28 protein-coding genes, 1 tRNA gene and 1 pseudogene are annotated in these 26,775 nt (G+C 34.6%); 22 read left to right on the top strand and 8 right to left on the bottom strand.

Translation table 11 applies throughout. From position 1 onward, the window contains the following. Positions 1-3: 3 nt before the first annotated feature. Genes BGC7_RS04135 through sppA form a run of 3 tightly spaced genes read right to left on the bottom strand, consistent with a single transcriptional unit; the run spans position 4 to position 3,646 of the window. Positions 4-819 (bottom strand): purine-nucleoside phosphorylase, encoded by an 816-nt coding sequence (locus tag BGC7_RS04135; protein WP_050700300.1) that lies wholly within the window; start codon positions 817-819, stop codon positions 4-6. Next, positions 776-1,876 (bottom strand): tetraacyldisaccharide 4'-kinase, encoded by a 1,101-nt coding sequence (gene lpxK / locus BGC7_RS04130; RefSeq protein ID WP_050700299.1) that lies wholly within the window; start codon positions 1,874-1,876, stop codon positions 776-778. Before lpxK ends, BGC7_RS04135 begins: the two co-directional genes overlap by 44 nt. A gap of 3 nt (positions 1,877-1,879) precedes the next feature. Further along, positions 1,880-3,646 (bottom strand): signal peptide peptidase SppA, encoded by a 1,767-nt coding sequence (gene sppA, locus BGC7_RS04125; protein WP_050700298.1) that lies wholly within the window; start codon positions 3,644-3,646, stop codon positions 1,880-1,882. A gap of 534 nt (positions 3,647-4,180) precedes the next feature. Between sppA and BGC7_RS04120 the strand changes: the two genes are divergently transcribed. The 4 genes from BGC7_RS04120 (at position 4,181) to thiL (ending at position 7,482) form a co-directional block, all read left to right on the top strand. After that, complete coding sequence (locus BGC7_RS04120) at positions 4,181-4,789, top strand: hypothetical protein (protein WP_185112945.1); 609 nt, start codon at positions 4,181-4,183, stop codon at positions 4,787-4,789. A 19-nt stretch (positions 4,790-4,808) separates the two neighbouring features. Next, entirely contained in the window at positions 4,809-5,498 is a 690-nt protein-coding gene (locus tag BGC7_RS04115) for an SGNH/GDSL hydrolase family protein (RefSeq protein ID WP_050700494.1), read from the top strand. A 145-nt stretch (positions 5,499-5,643) separates the two neighbouring features. Beyond that, positions 5,644-6,105, top strand: a complete 462-nt coding sequence (locus BGC7_RS04110; RefSeq protein WP_347339001.1) for a DUF3836 domain-containing protein — start codon at positions 5,644-5,646, stop codon at positions 6,103-6,105. A 348-nt stretch (positions 6,106-6,453) separates the two neighbouring features. After that, a complete protein-coding gene (thiL, locus tag BGC7_RS04105; protein ID WP_050700296.1) occupies positions 6,454-7,482 on the top strand; it encodes a thiamine-phosphate kinase in 1,029 nt (342 codons plus the stop codon). A gap of 70 nt (positions 7,483-7,552) precedes the next feature. Here thiL and BGC7_RS04100 read toward each other — a convergent pair whose 3' ends face one another. Beyond that, on the bottom strand, positions 7,553-8,131 hold the full coding sequence (locus tag BGC7_RS04100) for a DUF2284 domain-containing protein (RefSeq protein WP_050700295.1): 579 nt from the start codon (positions 8,129-8,131) through the stop codon (positions 7,553-7,555). Between the two features lie 374 nt (positions 8,132-8,505). Between BGC7_RS04100 and BGC7_RS04095 the strand changes: the two genes are divergently transcribed. The 3 genes from BGC7_RS04095 (at position 8,506) to BGC7_RS04085 (ending at position 10,688) form a co-directional block, all read left to right on the top strand. Then, a complete protein-coding gene (locus BGC7_RS04095) occupies positions 8,506-8,952 on the top strand; it encodes a cold-shock protein (RefSeq protein WP_050700294.1) in 447 nt (148 codons plus the stop codon). Between the two features lie 208 nt (positions 8,953-9,160). Further along, positions 9,161-9,233 (top strand) — tRNA-Phe (locus BGC7_RS04090). A 237-nt stretch (positions 9,234-9,470) separates the two neighbouring features. Further along, positions 9,471-10,688: a site-specific integrase gene (locus BGC7_RS04085; protein WP_050700293.1), complete on the top strand. Its 1,218-nt coding sequence runs from the start codon at positions 9,471-9,473 to the stop codon at positions 10,686-10,688. A gap of 49 nt (positions 10,689-10,737) precedes the next feature. Here the strand turns inward: BGC7_RS04085 and BGC7_RS04080 are convergent, their stop codons facing one another. From BGC7_RS04080 to BGC7_RS04070, 3 genes are all read right to left on the bottom strand, one after another. Next, a complete protein-coding gene (locus tag BGC7_RS04080; protein WP_050700292.1) occupies positions 10,738-11,280 on the bottom strand; it encodes a cyclase family protein in 543 nt (180 codons plus the stop codon). 265 nt (positions 11,281-11,545) lie between these two features. Continuing rightward, a complete protein-coding gene (locus BGC7_RS04075) occupies positions 11,546-11,845 on the bottom strand; it encodes a helix-turn-helix domain-containing protein (protein ID WP_050700291.1) in 300 nt (99 codons plus the stop codon). Positions 11,846-11,852: 7 nt separating this feature from the next. After that, entirely contained in the window at positions 11,853-12,137 is a 285-nt protein-coding gene (locus tag BGC7_RS04070; RefSeq protein WP_050700290.1) for a helix-turn-helix domain-containing protein, read from the bottom strand. A 330-nt stretch (positions 12,138-12,467) separates the two neighbouring features. Here BGC7_RS04070 and BGC7_RS04065 point away from each other — a divergent pair, with 330 nt between their 5' ends. Beyond that, a complete protein-coding gene (locus BGC7_RS04065) occupies positions 12,468-13,274 on the top strand; it encodes a helix-turn-helix domain-containing protein (protein WP_242034340.1) in 807 nt (268 codons plus the stop codon). Positions 13,275-13,345: 71 nt separating this feature from the next. Further along, entirely contained in the window at positions 13,346-13,693 is a 348-nt protein-coding gene (locus BGC7_RS04060) for a YciI family protein (RefSeq protein WP_050700288.1), read from the top strand. Between the two features lie 171 nt (positions 13,694-13,864). On the opposite strand, the gene BGC7_RS04055 is transcribed toward BGC7_RS04060, so the two are convergent. Next, positions 13,865-14,206, bottom strand: coding sequence for a winged helix-turn-helix transcriptional regulator (locus BGC7_RS04055; protein WP_050700287.1), 342 nt, complete (start codon positions 14,204-14,206; stop codon positions 13,865-13,867). A 173-nt stretch (positions 14,207-14,379) separates the two neighbouring features. Between BGC7_RS04055 and BGC7_RS04050 the strand changes: the two are divergent. The 13 genes and pseudogenes from BGC7_RS04050 to BGC7_RS03990 all read left to right on the top strand — a co-directional run. After that, positions 14,380-14,988, top strand: a pseudogene (locus BGC7_RS04050) (NAD(P)H-dependent oxidoreductase); the annotation flags it as partial. 57 nt (positions 14,989-15,045) lie between these two features. After that, positions 15,046-16,104 carry a zinc-dependent alcohol dehydrogenase family protein gene (locus BGC7_RS04045; RefSeq protein WP_199318937.1) on the top strand — a complete coding sequence of 353 codons (1,059 nt, stop codon included), beginning with the start codon at positions 15,046-15,048 and terminating at the stop codon, positions 16,102-16,104. 639 nt (positions 16,105-16,743) lie between these two features. Beyond that, entirely contained in the window at positions 16,744-17,013 is a 270-nt protein-coding gene (locus BGC7_RS04040) for a hypothetical protein (RefSeq protein WP_050700285.1), read from the top strand. Positions 17,014-17,110: 97 nt separating this feature from the next. Then, positions 17,111-17,356: an RteC domain-containing protein gene (locus tag BGC7_RS04035; RefSeq protein WP_242034339.1), complete on the top strand. Its 246-nt coding sequence runs from the start codon at positions 17,111-17,113 to the stop codon at positions 17,354-17,356. A gap of 159 nt (positions 17,357-17,515) precedes the next feature. Next, entirely contained in the window at positions 17,516-17,851 is a 336-nt protein-coding gene (locus BGC7_RS04030) for a helix-turn-helix domain-containing protein (RefSeq protein WP_050700283.1), read from the top strand. A gap of 305 nt (positions 17,852-18,156) precedes the next feature. Further along, a complete protein-coding gene (locus tag BGC7_RS04020) occupies positions 18,157-18,744 on the top strand; it encodes a BfmA/BtgA family mobilization protein (RefSeq protein ID WP_050700281.1) in 588 nt (195 codons plus the stop codon). Between the two features lies 1 nt (position 18,745). Beyond that, the gene (locus tag BGC7_RS04015) at positions 18,746-19,663 is read left to right on the top strand and encodes a DUF5712 family protein (RefSeq protein ID WP_050700280.1); all 918 of its coding nucleotides are present in this window, start codon (positions 18,746-18,748) and stop codon (positions 19,661-19,663) included. A gap of 18 nt (positions 19,664-19,681) precedes the next feature. After that, the gene (locus tag BGC7_RS04010; protein ID WP_050700279.1) at positions 19,682-20,089 is read left to right on the top strand and encodes a hypothetical protein; all 408 of its coding nucleotides are present in this window, start codon (positions 19,682-19,684) and stop codon (positions 20,087-20,089) included. Between the two features lie 186 nt (positions 20,090-20,275). After that, entirely contained in the window at positions 20,276-20,464 is a 189-nt protein-coding gene (locus BGC7_RS17770; RefSeq protein WP_185112944.1) for a hypothetical protein, read from the top strand. 139 nt (positions 20,465-20,603) lie between these two features. Then, a complete protein-coding gene (locus BGC7_RS04005; RefSeq protein ID WP_050700278.1) occupies positions 20,604-22,139 on the top strand; it encodes an AAA family ATPase in 1,536 nt (511 codons plus the stop codon). 162 nt (positions 22,140-22,301) lie between these two features. Further along, complete coding sequence (locus BGC7_RS04000; RefSeq protein WP_050700492.1) at positions 22,302-22,517, top strand: helix-turn-helix transcriptional regulator; 216 nt, start codon at positions 22,302-22,304, stop codon at positions 22,515-22,517. Continuing rightward, complete coding sequence (locus BGC7_RS03995; RefSeq protein WP_050700277.1) at positions 22,507-24,942, top strand: type I restriction-modification system subunit M; 2,436 nt, start codon at positions 22,507-22,509, stop codon at positions 24,940-24,942. Before BGC7_RS04000 ends, BGC7_RS03995 begins: the two co-directional genes overlap by 11 nt. Further along, entirely contained in the window at positions 24,939-26,774 is a 1,836-nt protein-coding gene (locus BGC7_RS03990; protein WP_050700276.1) for a restriction endonuclease subunit S, read from the top strand. The genes BGC7_RS03995 and BGC7_RS03990 overlap by 4 nt, the downstream gene beginning before the upstream one ends. Position 26,775: the final 1 nt, after the last annotated feature.

The following is a 26,775-nucleotide window of genomic DNA, read 5'->3' as shown; positions in this document are numbered from 1 at the left end:
CCTTTAAGATATTCGTTTTATTACCTCTTGCATAATATATGCCATTTTGGGTTGAGCTATTTTGGCGGCTTCCTGGACATCTTCGTGTGTCACCTCTACTATTTTGCCGATAATGCCTATATCGGTGATTATAGAGAATGCCAGCACCTTCATCCGGGCATGATTGGCTACTATAACTTCAGGAACTGTAGACATACCCACAGCATCGCCCCCGATAATACGAAACCAATTGTATTCGGCAGGCGTTTCGAAAGTAGGTCCTTGTGTACCTACGTATACCCCGTGCTGAAGTTTTATATTACTTTCTTTAGCTATTTGCATTGCCATTATACGAAGCTCCTTGTCATAAGCATTGCTCATATCCGGAAAACGAGTTCCCAACTCCTTATGATTTTTGCCACGCAGAGGATGCTCAGGGAAAAGATTGATATGATCGTCGATAAGCATAATATCTCCTATATCGAAGCTACCATTCATTCCTCCTGCTGCATTAGAAACAAACAAATAACTGATTCCCAAAGCCTGAAATACACGAATAGGAAATGTAACTTCCTGCATCATATATCCTTCGTAATAGTGGAAACGGCCTTGCATAGCAATAACATCCTTATCCCCGAGCTTTCCCAAAATAAGTTTTCCACTATGCCCTTCTACTGTAGAAACCGGGAAATTAGGAATTGATTCGTAAGGAATTTCTGTTTTGCTGCTTATTTCGTGTACCAATTCGCCAAGTCCTGTACCAAGAATTATTGCAATATCAGGAACCACATTCACTTTATTTCTTATAAATGTTGCGGTTTCTTGAATTTTCTCTAACATGTTTATATATTTTTTCTTTAAAATTGTCTTCTTTGTCCATAAATGCAACCTCGATAGGCAGATAATATAAACTATTTTTTATATCATCGCTTATATCTTCTCGGAAAAGTAGCCGTGTTGCATCTTTTTCTGTAACTAAAATGATTTTATTATCGGACGGTATATTATTGAATTTGTTAGTAATATGTTTTATATCCTTATTCTTGAAACTATAATGATCGGGATAGGATATTGTATCTATCCTATCCGTATATTCAGATAGTTTCTTTATCAACATCTTTGGAGAAGCTATACCTGTAACCAACAGAACATGTTTATCTTCGAGACTATCTAAAGGTAGTTTATCGCCGCTACCATCAAATACAGGGTATAACCCTTTATAAGCAAATGTAGTAAAATACAATTCCTGATAAGGAAATGCATTTATATCATGCGATATTATCCTAAAGTCGATGGGTTGCAAATCATCCGTACATTTGGTAATTACTATCATATTTGCATTTTTAAGAGCCGAAGCAGGTTCACGCAAACGCCCGGCAGGCAAAAGGCTATCTTCGTATACAGGACGATTAAAGTCCGATAAAATAATTGTGTAAGATGGCTTTACATACCTATGCTGAAAGGCATCGTCGAGCAATATGATTTCAGGAGCATCATCGAGTGCCAGCATACGCCTGATTCCTCTTCTTCTGTTTCCATCCACAGCAACTATTGTTTGCGGAAATTTACGTTTTATTTGCAACGATTCGTCTCCCAAATCGTTACTTGTAGACTGTGAAGTAGCAAGCACAAAACCTGACGATTTTCTCTTATATCCTCTACTGAGCACCCCTACCCTATATTTTTTTTGCAGAATACTGATCAGATATTCGGTATGCGGCGTTTTTCCGGTACCTCCTACCGTAATATTACCAATACAGATTACAGGAACATCAAACTCTTCATGTTTTAAAATCCCTAAATCGAAAAACTTGTTACGTATATATACAACAAGCCCGTACAACCAAGAAAAAGGAAGTAACCATTTATTGATATGTACAGGCTTCGTTTTTATCATAAATTATCTTACAACTACATCGTAAGGCATACGAGCCTGTACAAAATCCTGATCTTTTATTTCTTTCAAAGTTTTAAAGAACTGATAATCGCTACCAAGATATTCTTTCATAGCTTTTGTAGTAAGTTCTTCTTTCTGGTTAGATAAGAAACTTTCAAAAAAGTCTGTCTTTTTAGGAAAAGAACTCAAAGAATAATCTTCCAGTTTAGCCAATTTAGCAGCTTCTTCTATTGCAGTATCTATACTACCTAAAGCATCTACCAAACCTATTTCGAGAGCTTGTTTTCCTGTCCATACACGACCTTGTGCAATATTATCTAAAGAATCTTTAGCAATGCCACGACCATCGGAACAACGGGTAAGAAACAAATCGTATCCACGTTCTATATAATTTTGAAGTATCACTTTTTCATCTTCTCTCATAGGGCGGGTGAGATCGCCAAAGTCTGAATATTTATTTGTTTTCACAACGTCGAACGATACTCCTATCTTCTTAGTAAGACCCTCTGCATTAGGAAACATACCGAATATACCTATCGATCCTGTAAGAGTATTAGGTTGCGCTATTATCTTAGACGCATTACAGGAAATATAATAACCGCCCGATGCAGCATAGTCTCCCATAGATACTACAACAGGTTTTTTCTCTTTCAGGTCGCTAATGGCTTTCCATATCTGCTCGGAAGCATATGCACTACCTCCGGGAGAATTTACACGAAAAACAACAGCTTTTACCTTATCATTATCTTTCAATTTCTCTATTTCTTTCATATATCTTTTGCTGGTAATGCCATCTTTACCTGAACCATCGGTAATACTTCCTTCTGCATACAAAACAGCTATAACATCACCCGAATTACTCTCTTTAAGAGATGGAACAGAAGATATATTTTTTATTGATGCCAGACGTACATCTTTTACATCATCTACTTTGAGCAATGTTTTCAGATATTCCTTCACTCCTGTTTCGTACATCAAAGTATCGGTAAGACCATACTGTATAGTTTGCTCTGCTTTTTTGAATGTAACCAGCGAATCGGTGAATTGATTCAATTTTTCGACTGAAATATTTCTTGAAGCTGAAATATCAGAAGTAAGAGTAGACCACATATCACCTAAATATGAAGATACCTGTTCCCTATTAGCATCACTCATCTTGTCGAGAATGAAAGGTTCTACAGCCGATTTGAAAGTACCTACCTTAAATATCTGTACTTCTATACCTACCTTTTCGAGCAACCCCTTATAAAACATAGGATTAGCGGCATAACCATGCAGATCGAGGTTACCTTGCGGGTTCATAATAATTTTATCGGCTAAAGAAGAAAGATAATAACATCCTTGTGTGTAAACATCACCGTATGCAACTATAAATTTACCGCTCTCTTTAAAATCCAAAAGCTGATCTCTTATTTCTTTAAGCGATGCACTCGATGCCTGAAACATCCCCGCATTTATATAAATACCTTTTATTTTATCATTTTCTTTAGCTCTCTTTATAGACAACAGAATGTCGTCCAATCCCAATTGCGAATCGGATGCTTGTCCCAAAAGAGCCAGAAAAGGATTTTCTTCCTCTACCCTATCCAACAACTCTCCTTCGAGCTTAAGTGTTAATACTGTATTATCTTTCAATGTATACGTATCTGTAGAGCTTAAAGAACTAAAAGACATAGCTGCTATAGAGACAAATATTATAAGAAAAAACAATCCCAGAACAATAAAACATCCCAGAATGGAAGCTAACAAACTCTTAAAAAAATCTTTCATTTTATCGTTTTTTATTTTAACTAATAACAAAATTAATATATTTATCTGGTAATAGGTTATTTAATAGCCCAAATTCTCACTGTTGATAACCTGTTAAAAACTGTTGATATATTTATTAAACAAAAATGATTGTTTTATCAATCTCATTGCCATATATAAAATAAGTCGCAACTAACAATTAAAAATCACTACTAATTATCAAATGATATATTAAGACACTATTAACAACAAAAAGTATTTTCCTCAAAAATAGTTTTAAACAATCGTAGTTATTAACAATGTTTTAATAAAGTTCATAAAAAGCTTTATATAAATAAATTGTATAATTTTGATTCGTTTAATAACTTTGTTTTATCTACTGATAAGATTTTAATAACAGATAATACAAGTATTTTCTATAAAAAGAATGAACAGTATTAACAGCCAATTATGATCACAATAAGTTTTTTTGAATATTAAAAAGAAAAATATAATATTAATATAATTGATGATAACTCTTTAATAGGAGAGTATGTCTCTAAAAAATTATAATAGATGAATAAAAATAGTATATTGCTTATATTGCTTTTGGGAATTTGCTTAAATTCTTTTTCTCAAATATATGTAGACAAAAATGGTAATGTTTACGATCAGAGGAAAACAACCGCTACAAATACTTCTCAAAGGACTTTACCTCAGAAGAAGTCGGCATCTTCATTCGATGTTTCTAAGCTATCTATAGGAGGAAATCTTAGCCTGCAATTCGGAGATTATACATTGGTCGGCATATCGCCTCAGGTGGGGTATGATTTTTCTAAATATTTAACTGCCGGAGCCGGATTGGGATATACTTATTTTAAAGAAGATTTTTACGATTACGACTATAGTGGCAGTTATCTAAGTTTCAATTTGTTTGGCCGTTTCTATCCTGTAGAATATCTGGTTATAGGAGTTCAGCCCGAAATAAGCCGTTTGTGGCAAATACTAAAATACAATGACGGATACAAGCATAGCGAAAATGAATTCGTTCCTTCGTTTCTTATAGGAGGGGGAGTGCGTCTTGGTGGTATGATAGCTATGATACAATATGATGTTGTTCAGAATAAGAACTCACCTTATGGTGATAATCTGTTTTATTCGATAGGTTATACATTCAGATTTTAAATTGAAAAATTATATAATTATGAAGAAAATTGTGTTTATAGCATTATTTATGTCTGTTTTTAGTTTTTATTTAGGTGCTCAGGGTTTCAATGAATTAATCAATCTGAAGAAGTATGGAAAGGCGAATTCAGAATTACCTGCTCCGGCGGAAGGGGAAAAAAGGGTAGTGTTTATTGGTAATTCTATTACAGAAGGATGGGCCGGAAAACGTCCTGATTTTTTTAAATCTAACAATTATGTTGGTCGTGGAATAAGCGGGCAGACCAGTCCTCAGTTGTTGTCACGCTTTCGTCAGGATGTAATTAATCTGAAGCCTGTAGCTGTAATTATCAATATAGGAACAAACGATATTGCTGAAAATACGGGACTTTACGATGAAAATTTTACTCTTGGCAATATAAAATCTATGGCAGAACTTGCCAAGGCGAACGGAATAAAAGTAATTCTTTCGTCAGTGTTACCGGTAGGGGAGTATCCTTGGAGAAAAGAGATAAAAAATGTACCAGTCAAAATAGCGTCTTTGAATGGAGGTATAAAAGAGTATGCAGCATCTAATGGTTTTGCTTATGTAGACTATTATGCAGTGATGCATGATGATAATCTGGCTCTTATAGGCTCATACGGAAACGATGGTGTGCATCCTAACGATGAAGGCTATAAAGTGATGGAGAAAGTGGTGAAAAAAGTAATAGATGAAGTTATAAAATAATTTTTTTATAAATTATATAATTGTATTTTAGTTGGTTACAATATTTTTGAAAAAAATAAATCAAAATATTGTAACCATTTTTATTATTGCAACGTCATATTTTCAGAAAGCGCTTAAATAAGAATTGAAAATATTATAAACAACAATCAATAAAAAAATACAAGTTATGAAAACAATTATTTTATCAGCAGTAGCAACAATACTTTTTTCAATAGTAAATTTATCAGCAGCAAATACTCAGAAGGTTTATTCCAATATAGAAAAAACGGAGATAGGATGCGTTAAAGAATTTATTACCTACGATGAAGCTATTTCAAAAGCTATAAGCAAATCGGTTTATCATTACGATGCTAATGGAAATATGCAAAAGAAAGTTTCATATGTGTGGGATAGTAAGACCGGATGGGAAGCAGTGAATAAATATGACTATGTGTATAATAATAGCGGAAATGTAGATTATTTGACATATACAGAGTGGGATAATAATATGAGCAGCTGGTCTTCGAAAATAGAACAATTCATACATGTATATGACAATCAGGGAGGCCTGTTGGTAGTAAAACATATCAAGATAGACAATAATGGTGAATTTATGGCTCAGAAGTAATGTAAAGCATTGCAATATTGAAAGCTCTTATCAAATACTGATAAGGGCTTTTTTTTATGGGTTTACAGAACTTTATCTATAAAGCCCCTCCAACCTCCCCAAAAGGGAGGCTTAGGCAAAGCCAAGAGGGTTGAAAATTGATCAGTTAACAGTAATCAGTTAACAGTTAGCATAGGAGGAACAAATTTTTTACGTCAGCAGTTTCTCCCCCTTTGGGGAGACGAAGAGGGGCTTGATAGTGTACAAGTTTGTCAGGTTTTAGTTAAAATTTGGTTTTTACAATAGTATCTTTTTTATATTAAACAAATACTTAACTTTGCATCTCTCATTATAAAATGATAACAACAAATGCAACGAACAGAAATATCCAGTTTAGGTGAATTTGGACTTATAGAACATCTCACTAAGAGTGTAGAATTGAAAAATACGAGCTCAGAGAAAGGGGTAGGAGATGATGCTGCCGTATTATTATATGGCGATAAAAAAACTCTTGTTACTACAGATCTGTTGCTCGAGGGTATTCATTTCGATTTGATGTATGTTCCTTTAAAGCATTTGGGATATAAGTCGGCTATGGTCAACTTTTCGGATATTTATGCTATGAATGGTCAACCGAAACAGATAACGGTATCTATAGGTATCTCTAAACGTTTCTCGGTAGAAGATATGGAGGCTTTTTATGAAGGGCTTTATCTGGCATGCGAACATCATGGGGTAGATATAGTAGGAGGTGATACTTCTGCTTCGCTTACAGGGCTTACAATCAGTATTACTTGTCTTGGCGAAGGAGAAAGTGATAAAATAGCTTATCGTAACGGTGCGAAAGATACCGATCTTATTTGTGTTTCGGGAGATTTGGGTGCAGCTTTCATGGGCTTACAGATTCTTGAGCGTGAAAAAGCTGTGTATGATGGTGAAAAGGATTTTCAGCCCGATTTTACAGGGAAAGAATATTTACTCGAGCGTCAATTGAAGCCCGAGGCACGTAAAGATATAGTAAAGTTCTTGTCTGACGATGGAATTGTTCCTACTTCGATGATTGATATTTCCGATGGTTTGTCGTCCGAACTTAAGCATATTTGCAAGCAGAGTGGGGTAGGGTGCAGGGTATTTGAAGAACGTATTCCTATCGACTATCAGACTGCAATGATGGCCGAACAGTTTAATATGAACGTTACCACTGTGGCCATGAATGGAGGTGAAGATTATGAATTATTATTTACAGTACCTCTTTATATGCACGATAAGGTTTCGAAAATAAAAGGAGTACATGTTATAGGGCATATTACTAAAGCAGATTATGGACTTATGCTCGAAACTCGCGATGGTGCAGAGATAGAACTGAAAGCTCAGGGATGGGATTCGATAGGTAAATAAATGTTTATCAGTGTTTCCACCTGATTATACATAATAGGAGAGATACCAAAATAAGAGGTATCTCTCTTTTCTATAATTGAATATCTATTTCCTCATTTGTAAATAGTGCACTTACCAAAGTAAAGTATTCAGGGAGTAAGCCGTCATTGCTCCACTTGAGTTCTATATCGAGCAATTCTTTGGTGGTTTTTCCTATATCGAATCCAAAGGATTCTAAAGAATGGCGTATTTTTTCCGGATAGCGGCAAGGATTATTCGTTAGTCGGGTACAATCTTCTTTACCACATACATGGCACGTACCGGCAAAAAAAGCTCTACTTTCCGGGTATTTTATTTCCAGATCTAATAATTGTCTATCTAATTTACTCCTTACATGAGTTATTATATCTGCACCTGTTTGTTTGCTATTTTCTGCATTGTCGCATCTTGATCTTATAGTTTCAGAAGGGATTATCTTTGTTCCTATAATATATACTCTATTGTATTTTGTAATATTATATTCAGTATCAAAATTATAAGGAGGACATGCCCAGCAATTATTGTATTTATTACATTGCTTGCAAAATCCGATGAACTTTTCAGGATTCCTGTAATCTGCAATGTAATTTTTGGTATCAATATGAACTATATAATTATTTAAAATATACATTATCATTATATATATTGGTAAATATATGTTTATTTTTCTAAGATAAATTTATCTATCTTCTGAAAAAGAAATATATAAGGCAAAATTACCGAAAAAAAATGATTACCTTTGGTACATCAGTAAATGATCTATATTTCAAATTATTTCGTTTTCTTCTTATTCAAGATATACTTGCTATAATTAAATAACAATGTATATTATTTGAGTCATATTATATTAAATACTCGAGAGAGTATTATATTACTTACCGGTAGACTTTCTACATAATTGAAATAAAGAAGCTAGATAATTTTTAGGTTTTATTGTTTTTAGTTATAATCTTCTGATTATGATATATTTGTATAAATAGTAATACTAAATTTAAATAAATATAAATGGCAAAATCAAATTCATTTAATAAAAGAGAAATAGAAAAGAAAAAGCAAAGTAAACGTCTTGAAAAACAACAACGTAAAGAAGATAGAAAAGCTAATGCAGGTAATACTTCTTTTGAAGATATGATTGCATATGTTGACGAAAATGGAGTGATAACAGATACTCCTCCTGATTTTCAAAATAAAGAAGAAATAGAAATAGAAGATATTTTAGTCTCTACTCCTAAAAAGACTGAAGTAGACGAGCCTACAGAATTGAAAGGAAGAGTTGAATTTTTTGATTCATCTAAAGGTTTTGGCTTTATTAAGGATCTGAATAGTGTAGAAAAATACTTTTTTCACAAAAGCAATGTACAGGGAGATATTTCTGAAAGCGATATTGTTAATTTCGAATTAGAACGAGGCCCGAGAGGCATGAATGCAATAAACGTGTGTCTTGCTAAATAAATAAAATACTGTTCAGTATTTTATTTATAGAGAAGAGTAAGTAGTTTTATTGTATTATGAATACTCTGATAATAAGATTATTATTGTAAAATGAATATTATACGCAAGGAAATATAGAATACAATCTTTAAATATTTCACAGTATATTTTTGGATAATGTAAAATATATTCTATCTTTGCACACGCAAACACAAAACTACAGTACTATGGTGCCATAGCTCAGTTGGTAGAGCAAAGGACTGAAAATCCTTGTGTCCCCGGTTCGATTCCTGGTGGCACCACTTTTAAAAGATTTCAAATTTGGTAAATCCCTGAAAATAAAACGTTTCAGGGATTTTCTTTTTCCAACACCCCCACTTTTTAGGCAATATTAGGCAATTCCGCAAGGCTAAATCGTGGACAATTTTGTCCACAAAAAAAGTGTCCACGATTTGCGTTATAAGTCTCTGATTGTCTTATCGTTGAATGCACGCCAAAAGGCATGGTTTAAGTATCTTTAAACCATTAATTTATAGCGTATGAAACGTCAAACTTTTAACGTGCTTTTCTTTATTAGAAAAACACGAGCATTAAAATCAGGAGAGAATCCAATTATGTTGCGTATCTCTATTGGTGGACAATTAGCCGAGATGCAGCTAAAAAGAGCTGTAAAACCAAATCTGTGGAATCAAAAGAAAGAACGATGCACAGGCAAAGACGCCGCATCTATGGAAATCAACCGTTATCTCGATTCGGTAAAACTCCGTTTATTGGACATTCATCGAAACTTAGAGTTGGAAGACAAGCTAATCAATCCAATGGAGATCAAGCGGAAATTTCTTGGCTTGGACGAAGAACACAAAATGTTTTTTCAGGTGTTTCAGGAACATAACGACAAATGTAGGGAGCTAATCGGGATAGATTATGCCAAAGTTACTATCTCTCGCTTTGATACTTGTCTGAAATACATGAAGGAAATGACTTTGAAAAAATATCGAATTAAAGATATTCTGCTCAAAGAGGTCAATCACGCATTTATACAAGACTATATTCACTTCTTGAAAGTGGAGAAAGGATTATCGGAAAACACCCTGATTCGTTACATGAAGGTGATCAAGAAGATTACCAATCTGGCTTTGGCAAATGATTGGATGACGAAGAATCCATTTGTCAATATCCGATTCCATGAACAGGAAGTACACAAGGAGTTCTTAACTAAAGAAGAATTGGAAATGCTTCGCTCCAAAGAATTTGATATTCCCCGCTTGGAATTAGTTCGCGATGTTTTTCTTTTCCCGTGCTGGACTGGGCTTGCCTTCATAGATGTATCAGAACTGAAAGAGGAACATATTGTTCCCGACAATGAGGGTAATTTATGGATTCGTAAAGCAAGACAAAAAACAAAAATTATGTGCAATGTTCCTCTGCTTGATATTCCTTTGCAGATTTTAGCGAAATATGAAGGGCATCCGTATTGCCAGAAGAAAGGGATTCTATTACCTGTAATGGCGAATCAAAAGCTTAATTCGTACTTGAAAGAAATCGCTGATATGTGCGGAATTAAGAAGCACCTGACCACGCACACCGGGCGGCACACATTCTCGACTGTAGTTGCCTTAGCGAACAATGTATCATTAGAGAATGTAGCTAAAATGCTAGGTCATACCAGCACAAAGATGACACAACGATATGCAAAAGTAATGGACCGGAGTATTCTTCGAGATATGCAGGGAGTAAGAAAGAGCTTTGCTAAATAAAAGGGAATAGGCTGATTCTACAATGGAATCAGCCTATTCTTATTTTACATCAATATGTTACTTTACACGGTTTACCCGAAGAAGGATAGTCAAGATCAAATTCGATATTGATACGTTGTATCTTCTGAACTTCTTCAGGAGCAATACAAATATTCTCAATTACATAACAACCGGATGCCTCACATTGCTTATCCAGACTTTGATGGTTCTCTCCATGATGCCCGATACCATAAGAATCGATCAATATAAAAGAGGGTTTCTTTTCCAGTATCAAAGTCAATGCTTCCCGAGATAAAGTTGTGTCAGCTCCGAAATACTCTTGCGTCCCATATCCGTTTCTATGGAGATTACCCGTATAGAGGATAAGCGCCTGTCCGTTCAACTGGGACAATGATTGTATGGTTTCAGCCGAGGACATACCATTGATACAATTCATCAGATAAATAGGGAGGTTATATTTATTTTCAGACGGAGAGGAAGTATAACAATCGATATGTGTCCCGAAGTGACCTTTGGCACCGATTTTATCGGCTTGTTTTTCCAACCATTCATATGCGGGATGGCTGGAATCTAATTCAATATGCAAATTCATTTTGTTTTTTATTTATAATTCGACAGGCCTCGAAACATGGCTATATATGCACAACCAGTATTCAAGGTGAAATATTTAGGTAAAAAAATGTTCTGTAAACACAATCACCAAAAGGCCGGATTATAAACTTTTACTACTTTTTTCATTTTCATATTGTAATCAGTCGCAAAGATAGGATATAAATATCTTATAAACCCAACTTCGTATTATAATTGTAATACCGATCCTGTTTAAACTGAACTTCTCCTTCATCCAGTTTTGATAGTTATCCTTTATAATCAAAATTATAACCCGGACGAAACCGTTCTTCCAACACCGTCCTAATATCTGACTCCCGAAACAACACTTTGCCAGGCAATTGGATAAATGGCAAAACTCCATTGCTACGATAATCCTGTAAAGTTCGTCTACTTATTTTGAGAATAGAGCATAGCTCTTCACTTGTCAGATAGCGTTCACCGTCAAATAATGGCTTGTGAGTTTTCAAAACGTATTCAATATATGGCAGGGTATCGTTTAATGCCTGTAGTAATTCTTGGCTATCCTGATTGGTATATAGTTGCATGGAAAAGTTATTTTGAGCTGATTTTATGTTCTTCCAATAATGACTTCACTTCGGCAATCCGATAATAGACTTTCTTTCCGATGGTAGAGAATGAAAGTTTTCCATTTTCTCGCAGTGTTTGTAAATGACGTAGAGATATATTCAGAGAGGTAGCCAATTCTTTACCCTCTATCCATTCCTGTTCAATGAGATGTGTGTTATTAGAGGATTGCTTTGGAGCTAATGAGGCCATTTGCTCCAATATCTTCTTGAAGGATTCAAAAGCGTCTTTTTCTATTGCGATAATATTCATATTTGTTTGGTTTTACTTGTTTTTCCAACAAATATAAACCTGTAAAATATTGATTGTCAAAAATATCGTTTTGTGACAGTAAATGTGTACTATTGTCTTTCTTTCATTTGAACACGAAGATATAATCAAGAGAATAATTCAGCAAGGTCTAGCTCTGCGAGTTTGAATAAATAATCTTCCTTTCTACGAAAGAGTATTATTTATCAAAACCTTGCTTTTATTATTCTCTTTTTAAATGGGTGGTTTATCAGTTGAAAAGAAAAAATGATATTCAATTAATAGAGACATGTCATTTTTAATTACATTTGATATATGATAAAAGAATACTCCATGGCGGAAGTTTTACCTGATGATGCCTTATCAGAATCATTTTTTATCAGGCATTTTGAATCAGAAGAAGATGTAGGAATAGAATGGCCTCATAGTCACTCTTTCTTTTCTTTTGTTTGGTTTACTCATGGAAGCGGATTCTACGTTATTGACTCGGAAGAATATATAATAAAACCGCAAAGGGTATTTTACGTTGCTCCAAAACAAATCCATAATTGGAGTTTCTATGATGATGCTCAGGGATATATTATTTTTATCGATCAACTAGCTGGATTGGATATAAATTTGAGCTATAGTTTTCCTTATATTGATATTGATGACATTGATATATCCCTTCATTTATCTATCCTTGATAATGTTAATAAGGAACTGTTATACAAGGATGATGCCTCAGAGGAAAATATAAAAGCAGGACTCTTATATTATTCCCGCTTATTATTCCGAATAGCACAAAAGAAACAGATAAAAACACATCAAAATAATGCATTAATAGAACAACTGAAAGGTTTGATCTTATCTGACTATTCGAGATTACATACAATAGCTTATTACGCAGATAGACTAAATGTTCGAGAAGAAAAGTTAAATGAAACATGTAAAAAGATACTTGGGATCTCAGCCAAGCAATATTTACTAAATCTTAAGATAACAGAAGCTAAACGCTTATTGATATACTCAGATCACAATATAAATGAAATTACTTTTCAGATTGGATTCGAAGATTCCTCATATTTCGCGCGAATCTTTAAGAAAAAGACAGGTTTTTCACCTAGTTTTTTTATTAAAAAGTACCGAAAACAACCCTAAAAGTCCTGATACATTTCATATTGACACCTTTATATTTGTATTAGTTTTTAATATTAATTAAAATATATGATATGAAAGATTTTCTATTGATATTCAGGTTAGATAAAGATTCAGAGATAAAACCATCTCCCGAACAAGTGAAAGAAAGAACGGAATGGTTTGGTAATCTAATAAAGCAGAATAAAGTATCAGATAAAGGGAATACCTTATCTCCCGCAGGTGCAAAAACAATTCATTCTGATGAAAGTATTACAGACTGTCCTCATTCAGAAGGCAAGGAGATCGTAACAGGATATGTGGTCATAAAAACCGAAACGATTGACGAGGCTGTAGAAATAGCTAAAGCTAACCCAATTTTCAAAATTGGAGGTAGTGTGGAAGTTCGAGAAATTGCCAAATTCATAAAAGGGAATGATTGACTTTACTATAAATAACGATGTGAGGGGTATCATAAGCCAGTGCTACCCTTTGTCTTTTCTGAAAATAGCTAATCTTAATCATTGAATATATCTGATATATAAAATAAGAGGCTAATAAATCGCTGTTCCAGCAAGAGTAAGACGATACTATAATACTTCTATATCATTATCTTATTCTTCCCTGATCTTATCTCTATGATCTTTTCCCCATTTTATCATTTCTTCTATTAAATTCTGTAATGTACTACAATAAGAGGAGGGTGTATATTCGACCAAAACAGGACTAGTGTCATAGACTGTTCTCCTAATTAATTTATTTAATTCTAATTCTTTTAACTCTTTAGAGAGTACTCTTGATGTAATTCCAGAGACACAACGTTGAATTTCTCGAAATCGATTATTTCCCTGATGTATAGCAATTAATATTGGAAGTTTCCATTTCCCGTTTAGAACATATAAAGTATCCTGCATATACTTGATACTTTGTTCTGTTGTCATTTTCTCATCATTCATACCTGGTATCCTTTATGTAACTGGTATTAAAAGTATACTATTTTTCTTATATTTTTGTATCAGATACTAAAAAAAGTGTCTGTAATCACTGCAATATTATTTAAATTAAGAAGAAAAATCATTATGAATGTAGTTGTTGTTTATTCACACCCATATGAGATGGGAGCTTTTGTAAAGCATTATTAGATACCGTTATCACGAACCTCGAAAAAAGAGGTGCTAATGTTAAAGTAAAAGACCTTGTTAAAATGAATTTCGACCCAGTTATGCGTCCGGAAGATCTAAAGGCAGCGAAGACAAAGGAGTATACAAGTGAGGTCAAATCCGAACAAGCAGATATCCTTTGGGCAGATGTTTTAGTTACCATATCTCCTGTCTGGTTTGGTAACGTACCCGGATTTCTGAAAGCATATTTTGACAAACTGTTCGTCATGGGTTTCGGTTACGATGAAAAAGGGAATGGTCTATTACAAGGTAAACGAATCTTTTCTCTTTTCACGATGGGAAGCGGGGATACATACCTTGAATTGTCGAACCAATATAAGGGGATTGAATTTCTTTGGGATAATCTTTTCGGTTTTGTTGGCTTCTGTGATGTAGCACTCAAATATTTTAGGAATATCGCATCATCTACCGATGAAGAACGACAAAACTACCTGAAAGAGGCATCCGAATTTACAGACCAGATTTTCAATGTGGAATTGGGAAGAATCGGCAAAATAGGTAACGGGGCACTTTTGGCAAAACTACAGTCGCAAGGATATCTAAGTGGACGAATTTGATTATATGTCGCAAAAAGTAATAAATAACAATCAGCAAACCGTAAAATTAAGTAAATTATGGAATCAATGAATAATGAAACTAAAACTAAAACAATGAAAACATATCATCTTAAATACTTTGGTATAGAGGGGCTGCAGCAAGTAGAGGAAGCGGAACCAAGTACACCAGTTGGAAGACAAGTACTTATGCGCGTATGTGCTTCCTCTCTAAATTTCAAAGATTTGCTCACATTGAAAAAAGGTATTTTGGGTGAGGAAATTATCCGAGATGGCCGATTTCCGCTGTGCGACGGTGCTGGTGAAGTCGTGGCTGTCGGGCCTGATGTAACCCGCGTTAAACCTGGAGATCGCGTAGCTGCAATTTTTCATTGGGATTGGATAGCTGGGCCGATACCTGATTCTCTTCAAATGTTTGGTCGTGGTATTAAAGGTAATGATGGTATGCTGACAGAGCTGACGCTACTCGACGAAAGCGAACTTGTACATCTTCCCAAACACTTGTCCTTTGAGGAAGGCGCCACGTTGCCATGTGCAGGTGTGACTGCATGGGCTGCACTCTTTGGAGATATACCTCTCATTCCTGGAGAAGATGTATTGGTACAGGGTACCGGTGGTGTATCAGTATTCGCACTTCAATTTGCCAAAATATCGGGTGCACGCGTTATTGCAACAACGACCTCGCCTGCCAAGATGGAGACCTTACGAGCCCTTGGTGCAGATGTGGTCATTGACACTTCTCAGGGAGCTGGTTGGCACAAGCAGGTACTCGCCGCAACTAATGGTCGAGGTGTTGATGTGACAGTTGATGTAGTGGGACCATCAAATTGGAATGATACAGTTAGTTTAACTCGTGAAAATGGAAGGATTAGTATGGTCGGTGCCATGGACTTGGTGAACGACTATAACATGGATCTCAAATTCATGATGCGAGGGCTACATCTTCATCCAACTCGTGTGGGAAGCCGACTCCATTTCGAGCAGATGAACCGTGCAATAGAATACCACGGCATACATCCTGTCATTGATTGCATCTTCAATTTCGACAAAGTACGTGCTGCGTTTGAACATTTTGAACACGGCAAGAGAGTTGGCAAAGTTGTGATCCGTCATGATTAGGATAATTTAGAGACACTTATGAAGGAAATCAATAAATTAAGATAATTAATTTATTGATCAGAACATAGAGATATATAGTTATTTCTATAAAAGTGGCAACAATTTTTGCCATTACCACAAAGTAACGGCAAGAGTTGTTATTGAAGACATCGAAAAACCTTTTGCAGAAAGAACAATCCGTTATGTTGCCAATGAAGAATTAACATATGATGAAGTAGCCTGAATTTAAGGAGAAGTAATTGTATACCTCAAAGATCCAAAATCAGCTTTTGTATCTGATAAAAGATATAAATAAACCTTAATGAAAAAGCTGCTAAAGACTAGTAGAAATGCAATAAGGCTAACATAATGGAAGGTTATATAATGGCTATTATCAGAATCGACTAAGATTAAGTAAAACAAAGCTTAAAGATTTTGTAAAACCTTTTGCAGAAGTTTATAATAAATGAAAAATAATCAACCCATATTATCGTGAAATCTAGAATATTGATAACGCCATGAATAATCAATGAGCTAACAACAAAGAAGTTTTTTTTAATTCTTAAAGAACCAATCTAAAATCCTAAGAAATATCCTTTCATATAGCGTAAATGAAGGTGAGAGCCTTATCTATTAATATTTTTACTAAAACTTATGCATATGAACGAAATGTTTAGAGACCGATTTATTGGTTTATTATCTGAACCTTTGCAGGTCACAAATAAAGAAATACAAAGAGCCTATGAAGATTTTTTAGCAGAGGTAGAAATCCTTAATCAGGGAGAAACAGACTATCAGGTTGTTTTTCGAACTATGAGCTTAGCTCGTGTAGAGTTCCGGTCATTGCAATCACAAATTTTATACGAGCAGGGGAAAAAATGCCGTAAAAAATCTCTATTTAGAGAAAGCTATTGCTGTTGTCGATTATGAACTAATCTTATTAGAAACAAGATTTACCCATCCTGAACGATTCGTAAAAGAGCAGACATTTAAATCCGATCTGCATATAATCCCTAAGTCAAAAGACTTGGGGATTGTTGCATTGGCTGAGATAGTCGAAAGCCTCTATCTAAGTAAGGAGATATTGAATAAAGAAGGTAAGCCAGCAAGTAGAAGCCAGATTGGAAACAAATTTGAATTAATATTTAATATTTCGTTTGGAGATATTTCTGACAAGACCAGTGAGATATATAAACGAAAACCTTTCAACCGAACCAAAGCTCTTGATTTTCTTCGCAATATGATCATGCGTAAGGACAAAGAAACAAGATGAAAAATAATACATTTGTAATACATTGTATATAAGCATATTTCAAACAATCATTAGAGGGGAAGTTAACTACCCCTCTATTTTTCTGTCTCCAATTGTCAGTTCTTTGCCTTACCAATCGATTGGAATTAATCAGAATATTAATTTCAAAAACAAAGAATTATGTATTTAGATAATGAAGACTTCCTATCATGGATGGAGAAACTCAACAAGAAGCTCACAACTATAGGTGGCGATTTGAAAGCAGTAATAGCAACAGGAGAAGCATTTACCAATGATGATAAATTATTGGATAATCAAGATCTTGCCTTTCTTCTCAAGGTGAGTTATCGAACACTCCAACGTTATCGGGATAGTGGTCAACTTCGATATTTCCTAGTTAGGCGAAAGACCTTCTATCGTATGGCTGACATCAAAGACTTTATCCAATCCTATGCCTCCAAAAATGAAGTTGTGATGTTCAACAAGAGCATAGAAGATGGCAAAACCTTGAAATGATTCTGCATTTACTGATCTGAGCAGAATAGAGCAAAAGGGTGAGGGCTGTGTTTAGGTCATCCCCCTCCCTAAAGGCTCCGCATTTAGCAGAAACACCCTCGCTCAACCGCTTCGGATTGTTTAGCTAAACCAAAGCAAGAGGGAACTGGACTATCGTCCTGTTCTCCTCTTGCCCTTCGGGGCAAAGCCTTCGGCTTTAGTGCTTTATCAAAAAGCACTGTTATAACACTTGCTATAACTGGAATTGATAGACGATCCTGTTTAAGCAAGTTAGCTATATGAATAACTATAAAATAGTTATAACTATGACCAAACAAAACCGAAATATCATATTTACAACAATAGCTATAGACAAAGAAACCGATAGAATTATAGAAAAACTCTGTAAACGTTATTCACTGAAAAAAGGAGAAATTACAAAGCTTGCTTTTCTGTATTTGGATAAAGCAAATATCAATCCAAGCGAAGCTCTCGAATCAACAAAAGCAGAGTTGAAAAAGATTAATAAACGGCAAGATGATATCATTCGTTTTATTCGTCACTATGAGGAAGAACAACTCAATCCGATGATACGCACAAGCAATTCTATTGCAACTAGATTTGAGAACATTGCTAAATCGATGGAAGATGTTATCCTTTCCCATCTTAAAGCCAATCAGGAAGGGCAGAGTAATTTGCTAAAGCTACTTAGTGATAAATTGACAGAGCATGCAAATGCAATAAATCATCAAAGTAAACAAATTTCGTCTGTGGCTCAAGTGCAACAAGGAGGCAACAAGAAAATGCTAAAGTTAATTGCTCTTTATAGCGAATTGGCTACTTGTGGAGTGATGGAAGGTAAGAAAAAAGAGACTCTGAAAACAGAAATTGTAAACTTGATAAATAGCCAATGATATGAATATAGATTTTCCACCACCATCAAGCGGAACGTACAACAATGCTGGCAGTAGTAGACGTTTAGCCGACTATTTAGAGCATGAAGATTTAGAAAGAATGGAGAAAGGAATTTATACCGAAGGCTTTTTTAATCTGACAGCAGAAGACCTTTATAAATCTCAAGTTGTCAAAGATATTGATAACAACAAAGCTCAACTTTTAAAGACCGATGCCAAATTCTATGCTATCCATGTTAGTCCATCTGCAAAGGAATTGCAAGTAATGGGAAGTACAGAACAGGAACAAGCCGAAGCGATGAGAAGATATGTTCGGGAAGTATTTATTCCTGAATATGCCAAGAACTTTAATAAAGGTTTATCAGCAGAGAATATTAAATTCTACGGAAAGGTACATTTCGATAGAGATAGATCGGAAAATAAAGAAGGTAATATGCATTGTCATTTGATTGTCAGTCGGAAAGATCAATCGAATAAAATCAAGTTGTCTCCATTAACCAATCACAAGAACACGAAGAAAGGAGTAATAACAGGCGGTTTCGACAGGAAGAACCTGTTCCAACAAGCAGAGCAAGGATTTGATAGGTTGTTTAACTACGACAGGCAACTAACCGAATCCTTTGAGTATTACAACACCATGAAAAACGGTAGTATCTCCGAACAACTCAATATGCAGGAGAAACGAATATCCTATGAAAGAAGAATGAATACAGACACACAAGTCGGCACAAATACAGATGTGCAGATAGGCATATCGGCAGATAAGCAGGAGAACAAGCAAGAACAGACACATTTTCCTAGTCAGACGGATTTAGGAATATCTTCTGTATTAGGGATATTTACACCTGATATTTCCAAAGAGGAAGAACCGCAACTCTCGATGAAAAAGAAGCAGCCCAAGCGAGGACAAAGAAGATAAACTGTAAAAATCAACAATATGAGTGAATACGAAGAAATCCAAAAAGAGATAGATGTCTACCTGATGAAACGCTTCAAATATCGCCTATCCCTTGCCAGTCTTACGCCTGATAATATCATTAGCACCCGCAGAAACAGCCGAGTAGATTTATATTTGCGCATCCGCAGGATAGAAAGCCTGTTCCCGCCCGATTGCCTTATTATCGCCCGAATCAGCTTCAATAAAGAGCGTGCAGGGCACGGCTCTAATTTCGTTCGTTTTCTGTCAGAAACAGCCTTAAAATATGTTTACAAGCATATCGGAATAGAATCGACCAACGAGAAAAGTCGAAGCTTTGCCGAAAAATTAGGTTTCTACTCAATAGACGGCTCTAGCTATGCAATATCGGTAAAGAATCTCCTATCATATTTTCAAGATAGAAGATAGTATAATTCTTTATTTATTTGATTTACAAAGGTACATTCCGGTAATAGAACACCAAAACCAAGCCGCAATCGGTTTTTAGAAATTTCTTCCATTTTGCTTCACAAAAAGAGTAAATTTCTAAAAAGTATTGTCTTATCTATTCCCTGCATGAATGAAAAGTCTATCAATTAAAAAAAGAAAAAATATGTGTTGGGGATTGAGTGTTTCCGACAGATACAGCCAGCTAATCAGCCAAACATTGGGACAGCGATACAGCCGGACATACCAACATTGCAACAATTGGATAATAAACAACCCAACATTAATGTGCCAGATTTAGAATTATCTTCTGTTTTCGGTTTACTCACTCCTGATGTTAATAAAGAGGAAGAATAACAAACTCCTATGAAAAGAAAAAGCGAAGAGGGCAAAGTTTATAAATAGAGGGCATCATTACTCTGCTTTCTATCTAATAAAAACATCTAATAGTTAGTATTATATTGGTATTTACTATATTTGCAAAAAAACAAAGAAAATGGCTTCAATTAATCCAAATTCGGACAGACAATATATTGATACTCTAAATATAGAAGAAGTAAGTAATTTTCCGAAATATTTAAAAAGTATAGAATTAAGGCCATTTAGACATATATTAGATCTAAAAATAGACTTTATTCACCCTATCTCTATATTAACAGGAAGTAATCGGATTGGTAAATCTACAATTCTAATCGCAATTGCCTGTAGCCATTTTCGTTTTGATAAAAGAAATCCATCGAATGGCAAATTAGAAAGGTTTACATGGGGATCCATCATGAGATTTACTAAATATGATAAACAACTATCAGATTGGTCATACTGGCTTGAGTATCGGATTGGAACAAAAATTGAGAAGAAGAGAGGACAGCGAAAAGCAGCTACAAATAAATGGAATGGAATTGCAAAAAAAGAATCACAAATAAAAGACAGGCAAGTCATTTTTATTGATTTAGATAGAATTTCTCCTATAAGAAATTCAGCACAGCATCTATATACCTTAGCAAAACAGGCTCCCTTATCTGATATCTCTATCACTAACAAACAAAAAGTATTTGATTATCTTTCATATATTTTAGAAGAGAACTTTGAAATTAATAAAATTGTTCAATTTACAGATAAAGATGTATTTCGCTATAAAAATTCAAATGAATATTCTAGCTATAATTCTGCTTCTGGTGAAGATGTTTTGACTAGAATACTAATTGATGTAGTGGAAGCAGATAGAAATGCTTTAATATTAATTGATGAAATTGAAATTGGGTTGCACCCTAAAATACAGAGAAGACTAGTTGACATTTTATATTTCATTGCAAGAACTGAACATAAGCAATTTGTAATATCTACTCATTCACCTACGATAATTAGTGCTTTCAATAGAAAATCAAGAATATTTATAGAACGACAAAGTAATGGGATATTAAAATCAATATCAGAAATTAGCATAAATGCTGCATTTACAAAAATGGATTCTCGTTCTTATCCTCTCATAAACTTATATTGTGAAGATGACATTTCTGAAAGCATAATAAAGAGAGCTATAGTAGAAATTCAAAACATAAAAAACATATCAAACTTTGGAGAATTTATTAATATAATAGTTTCTGGGTCTGCAGATAAAACTCATACTAATTTTATAGTTGATAAGCGAACTTATGATGCAAGAAAAATAAAGACAGGTTATGCTTGCGTTTTAGATGGAGATATGAAGAACAAAAAAGATAGTAATAGTAATCCCTTATATCCAACAGATGCTCTTTTGTTTTTTATTTTTTCAGACAGAGCCCCAGAGAAATTCCTTTTAGAGAAATTCCTTATAAACAATGCTAATTCAACATTAAAATATCATTTAGAAAATACAAACCCTCATGCTCTTTTCAATAAAATGGTGGAGTGTTCAGTCGCTGTTGATCGAAATAATGCTTTTGATCTCTGTTGGGCTGCATTTTTGCAAACAACAGAAGGTGTTCAATATTTCAATGAGTTACAGTTGTTTTTACAAAATATCTGTTCTCATTTCTCTCCAGATTTATAATTTCAACCCGTCCTATTCTGATAATAGGAATTAGGGTAATCCTTTATTTATCTGTACACAAAGGTATATTTTAGGTTGGTGCTTATACTACAAGCACAGAACAGTTCTCATAAATATCCCGCAAAATTCCCTATCTTTGGGAACAAATTAAATTTCTTAACCATGAATCGAATTAAAGAGGTTCTCAATGAAAAAGGAATCAAACAGACATGGCTCGCCGAGAAGTTAGGTAAAAGTTTCAAAATGGTGAATGCTTATGCTTGTAACCGTAAGCAGCCGAGTTTAGAGACTCTTTATGAAATAGCAAAACTACTTCAAGTAAGCGTGAAAGATTTATTAATCGAAGAAGACAATCAGGAAAACGAAAATGGCAATTAAAAAATCAGAATTATATAGTACCCTTTGGCGTAGTTGTGATGAACTGCGTGGAGGGATGGATGCGAGTCAATACAAAAATTATGTATTGACTTTGCTATTCGTTAAGTACGTTTCAGACAAAGCAAAATATAATGTAGAATCGTTGATTGAAGTTCCCGAAGGTTGTTCCTTTGATGATATGGTCAAACTAAAAGGGAAAACGAATATTGGCGAGCAAATGAATATAAAGCTTGCAGCTTGGGAAGAAGCAAACGATTTAGACGGAATGTTTAAAGAGGCTGACTTTAGTGATGAAAGCAAGTTAGGAAAAGGGAAAGATTTAGTTCAGACAGTTAGCAATTTAATTGGCATATTCCAATCTTCCGGATTAAATTTTGGGAAAAATCAAGCAAGTGATGACGATTTAATGGGCGATGCCTATGAATATCTGATGAAGCATTTTGCCACTGAAAGCGGAAAAAGTAAGGGACAGTTCTATACTCCGGCAGAAGTAAGCCGAGTAATGGCAAAAGTGATCGGATTAAATAGGGAAACACGTCCCAACGTGTCCATATATGATCCAACATGCGGATCTGCATCGCTATTGTTGCGGGCCCTATCCGAAGCCCCTAATGGAGCGGCTCTCTACGGGCAGGAGTATGATATAACTACCGTAGGATTGGCTAAAATGAATATGATATTACACGGTTATGAAACTTATGATATTCGTTCTGGCGACACGCTTAACAATCCTCAATTTGTAAAAGATGATAATTTAACGACGTTCTCCTATGCCGTGGCAAATCCTCCATTCTCACAGAAATCATGGCTTAAGAGTGCAAAGACAAATGATAAATATGAACGTTGGAATGAACACACGATAGGAGTGCCTCCCGAAAAAAATGGCGACTATGGCTTTATGCTTCATATCATTCGTTCGTTAAAAGATAAAGGAAAAGGAGCATGTATTCTTCCGCATGGTGTTTTGTTTAGAGGTAATGCTGAGGCTGATATCAGAAAATATCTTATAAAAAGAGGCTATATAAAAGGGATTATTGGATTACCTTCAAATCTCTTTTACGGAACAGGAATTCCCGCCTGTATAATAATTATTGACAAAGAAGAAGCGGCTAGCCGTAAAGGCATATTTATGATAGATGCCAAAAATGGATTTATCAAAGATGGCAATAAAAACCGTTTACGGGAACAGGATATTCGGCGCATTGTTGATACATGGGATGCTTTTGAGGATGTACTTCATTATGCCCGATTTGTGAAAAACGAAGAGATAAAGAAGAATGAATATAATTTAAACCTGCCTCGCTATATTGATGCAGAGGACGATGAAGTAATCCATAACATTGAGGCTCATCTAAAAGGAGGTATTCCGGAACACGATGTAGAACAGTTTTATCGCTATTGGGAAGCATGTCCTTCTTTACAACAAGTCCTATTCAAGAAGGGCAACAGAAAAGGATTTTTCCAATTTATCCCTGATAAACAAAATTTAAAAGAAACTATAAGCAATCATCCTGATTTCGAGAATCAACATAGAGAGCTATTTCAAAGTTATGCGGAATGGAGTCAGATTTGGTCGCCTCAATTTGAAGAATTGCGACCAAACTCTTTCAATCCCAAGCAAATGATTGAAAATATGGGAGATTCTGTATTGGAAAAATTTGCCAATTCTAAGTTGGTTGATAAGTATGATGTATATGACCAACTTATGAATTATTGTGCGGAAACACTTCAGGACGACCTTTATTTAATTGAATCTGATGGCTGGAAAGTACAAACTTATGTGCCTCAACCAACAGAGAAAAAAAAGAAAGAAGGGACAGAGGAAAAGCCGAAAAAAGAAAAAGAAGCCAAAACAATAAAGGATATTGCGTGCGATTTACTCCCTGTTGATTGTATTGTAGATAAATATTTTTCGACTGAAAAAGAGAAAATCGATTTTTTAGAAGAAAAGCTATTAGCAACAGAAACTAACCTGAATGAGCTGGTAGAAGAATATTCCGACTCTTATTTAGATGCAAATAATTATGTAGATAATAAACTGAATAAAGGGAATATACAGAAAAGGCTGAAAGTGGCAGAGGGTGAAGAAGCTAAGATATTACAGGAATATATCAATCGTTCGAATATTATTGCCGGTTATAAAAAGCAGTTGAAGGATGATAATTCTGACTTGTTGGAGCAAGTGTTGCAGAAATACACCTTTCTCTCCGAAGAAGAAATAAAAAAATTAGTAACAAACAAATGGTTAGTAGCTTTTGGCAATAGATTAGCTTCTGAAATCCAACAAGTAAGTCAGTCATTAAACAGCCAGTTACAAAGTTTGGAAAAACGCTATGAACAAACTCTACCTGAAATAAACAAGGAGGTAGAATCGTTGGAGGCGAAAGTAATGAAACATTTGGAGAAGATGGGATTCCAGTTATGAAAAAACTCAAAAAAGGATATAAGGACACTGACATAGGGATAATTCCAGAAGATTGGGAGATAGATGTTGTTGGAAATTTGGCATCTGTAACAACTGGTAATAAAAATACTCAAGATAATAAACCTCTTGGGAAATATCCCTTCTTTGTAAGATCTCAAGAAATAGAAAAAATTGATACTTACTCATACGATGGAGAAGCTGTTTTAACTGCAGGAGATGGAGTTGGTACAGGTAAAGTTTTTCATTATGTAAAAGGGAAATTCGATTTTCATCAAAGAGTATATAAAATAAGTGATTTTAGGAATAATATGAACGGATATTATTTCTATTTATATTTCAGTAATTATTTTTATGGACAGGTAATGCAAATGACTGCAAAATCTTCCGTAGATTCTGTACGCAGAGAAATGATTACTAAAATGGCAATACTCCTTCCTCCACTAAAAGAGCAACAAGCCATATCAGAAGCCCTTTCCGATATTGATGCTTTGATAAGTGCTTTAAATAAGCAGATTGAAAAGAAAAAGAATATCAAACAAGGTGCAATGCAGGAATTGCTTACTGGAAAGAAGAGATTGCAAGGATTTGCTGATAAATGGGAAGAAATAACCTTAGAAAAAATAGCAGGAAGCTATTCTAACCGATTTATAGATGGGGATTGGATTGAAAGTCCTTATATTGTTGATTCTGGAGTTAGGCTTATTCAAACAGGAAATATTGGGGTCGGGCACTTTAAAGAAAATAATAACAAAAGGTTTATTTCAGAATCTTCATTTAACCTATTAAATTGTAAAGAAATATTTGGTGGGGATATACTAATTTGTAGGCTTGCAGAACCGGCAGGAAGAGCTTGTATTGCTCCAGATCTTAAAGAAAAGATGATAACGTCGGTAGATGTGACGATATTCCGTCCATTAGAAAGCCTCTACGATAAATACTTTATTTCATATATTATAAATACAGATAAATGGTTTAAAGATATTGCTGAAAGATGTGGTGGAACTACAAGAACTCGAATCGCACGGAGTAAATTAGGAACAGTTAAACTGATACTTCCTTCCACAAAAGAAGAACAAACAGCTATTGCCCAAATTCTAACAGATATGAATAACGAAATTGAGCAGTTAGAAAAGAAACGAGATAAATATCTGCAAATAAAATCGGGTATGATGCAGCAGTTATTAACCGGACAAATACGGTTGATGAATACTACTTCTTGTTCAGAAACACAAGAGGTAGAAATTAAGAATTATTCGACAGATAATAAGAAGAAACATAGTAAGCAATTTGACGAGGCTGTAATAGTTAGTTTTTTGATCGATAAATTTGGATCAACAACAGAACCATTATCCCGCTTTATGTATACAAAACTATCGTATTTTATTCATAGAAAACATGATTGCGTAGTTGTGGATTACAAAAAGTTTGCAGCCGGACCTTATAACCCAAAGTCAAGATATGGAGGTCCTGAGAAAATAGGAAAAGAAAATGGATATTTCGATTTGATAAAAGATGCTAAGGGTTATGATGCTTTTGTTCCTCAAAAAAATATTCAAGAAGCCGTTGATTATTTTACTCAGTGGTATGGAACGGATATCCAGAAATGGATTGAACAGTTTCGACAATACAAGCCGTGGGATTTGGAAACATTAGCAACGGTAGATATGGCAATAAACGATTTGGAAGAAAAAGGAGTAAAAGCGACTGTTAGTATAGTGAAAACATATCTTTCTTCCATACCTAAATGGAAAGGAAAATTAGATAAACCGCATTTTTCAGATGTACATATTCAAAGAGCAATCAATGAGAGTATAAGACTATTTAAAATATAAG

It is taken from the genome of Dysgonomonas sp. BGC7 (assembly GCF_001261735.1).
Lineage (GTDB): Bacteria > Bacteroidota > Bacteroidia > Bacteroidales > Dysgonomonadaceae > Dysgonomonas.
This window is presented reverse-complemented; position numbering and strand designations above follow the sequence as displayed.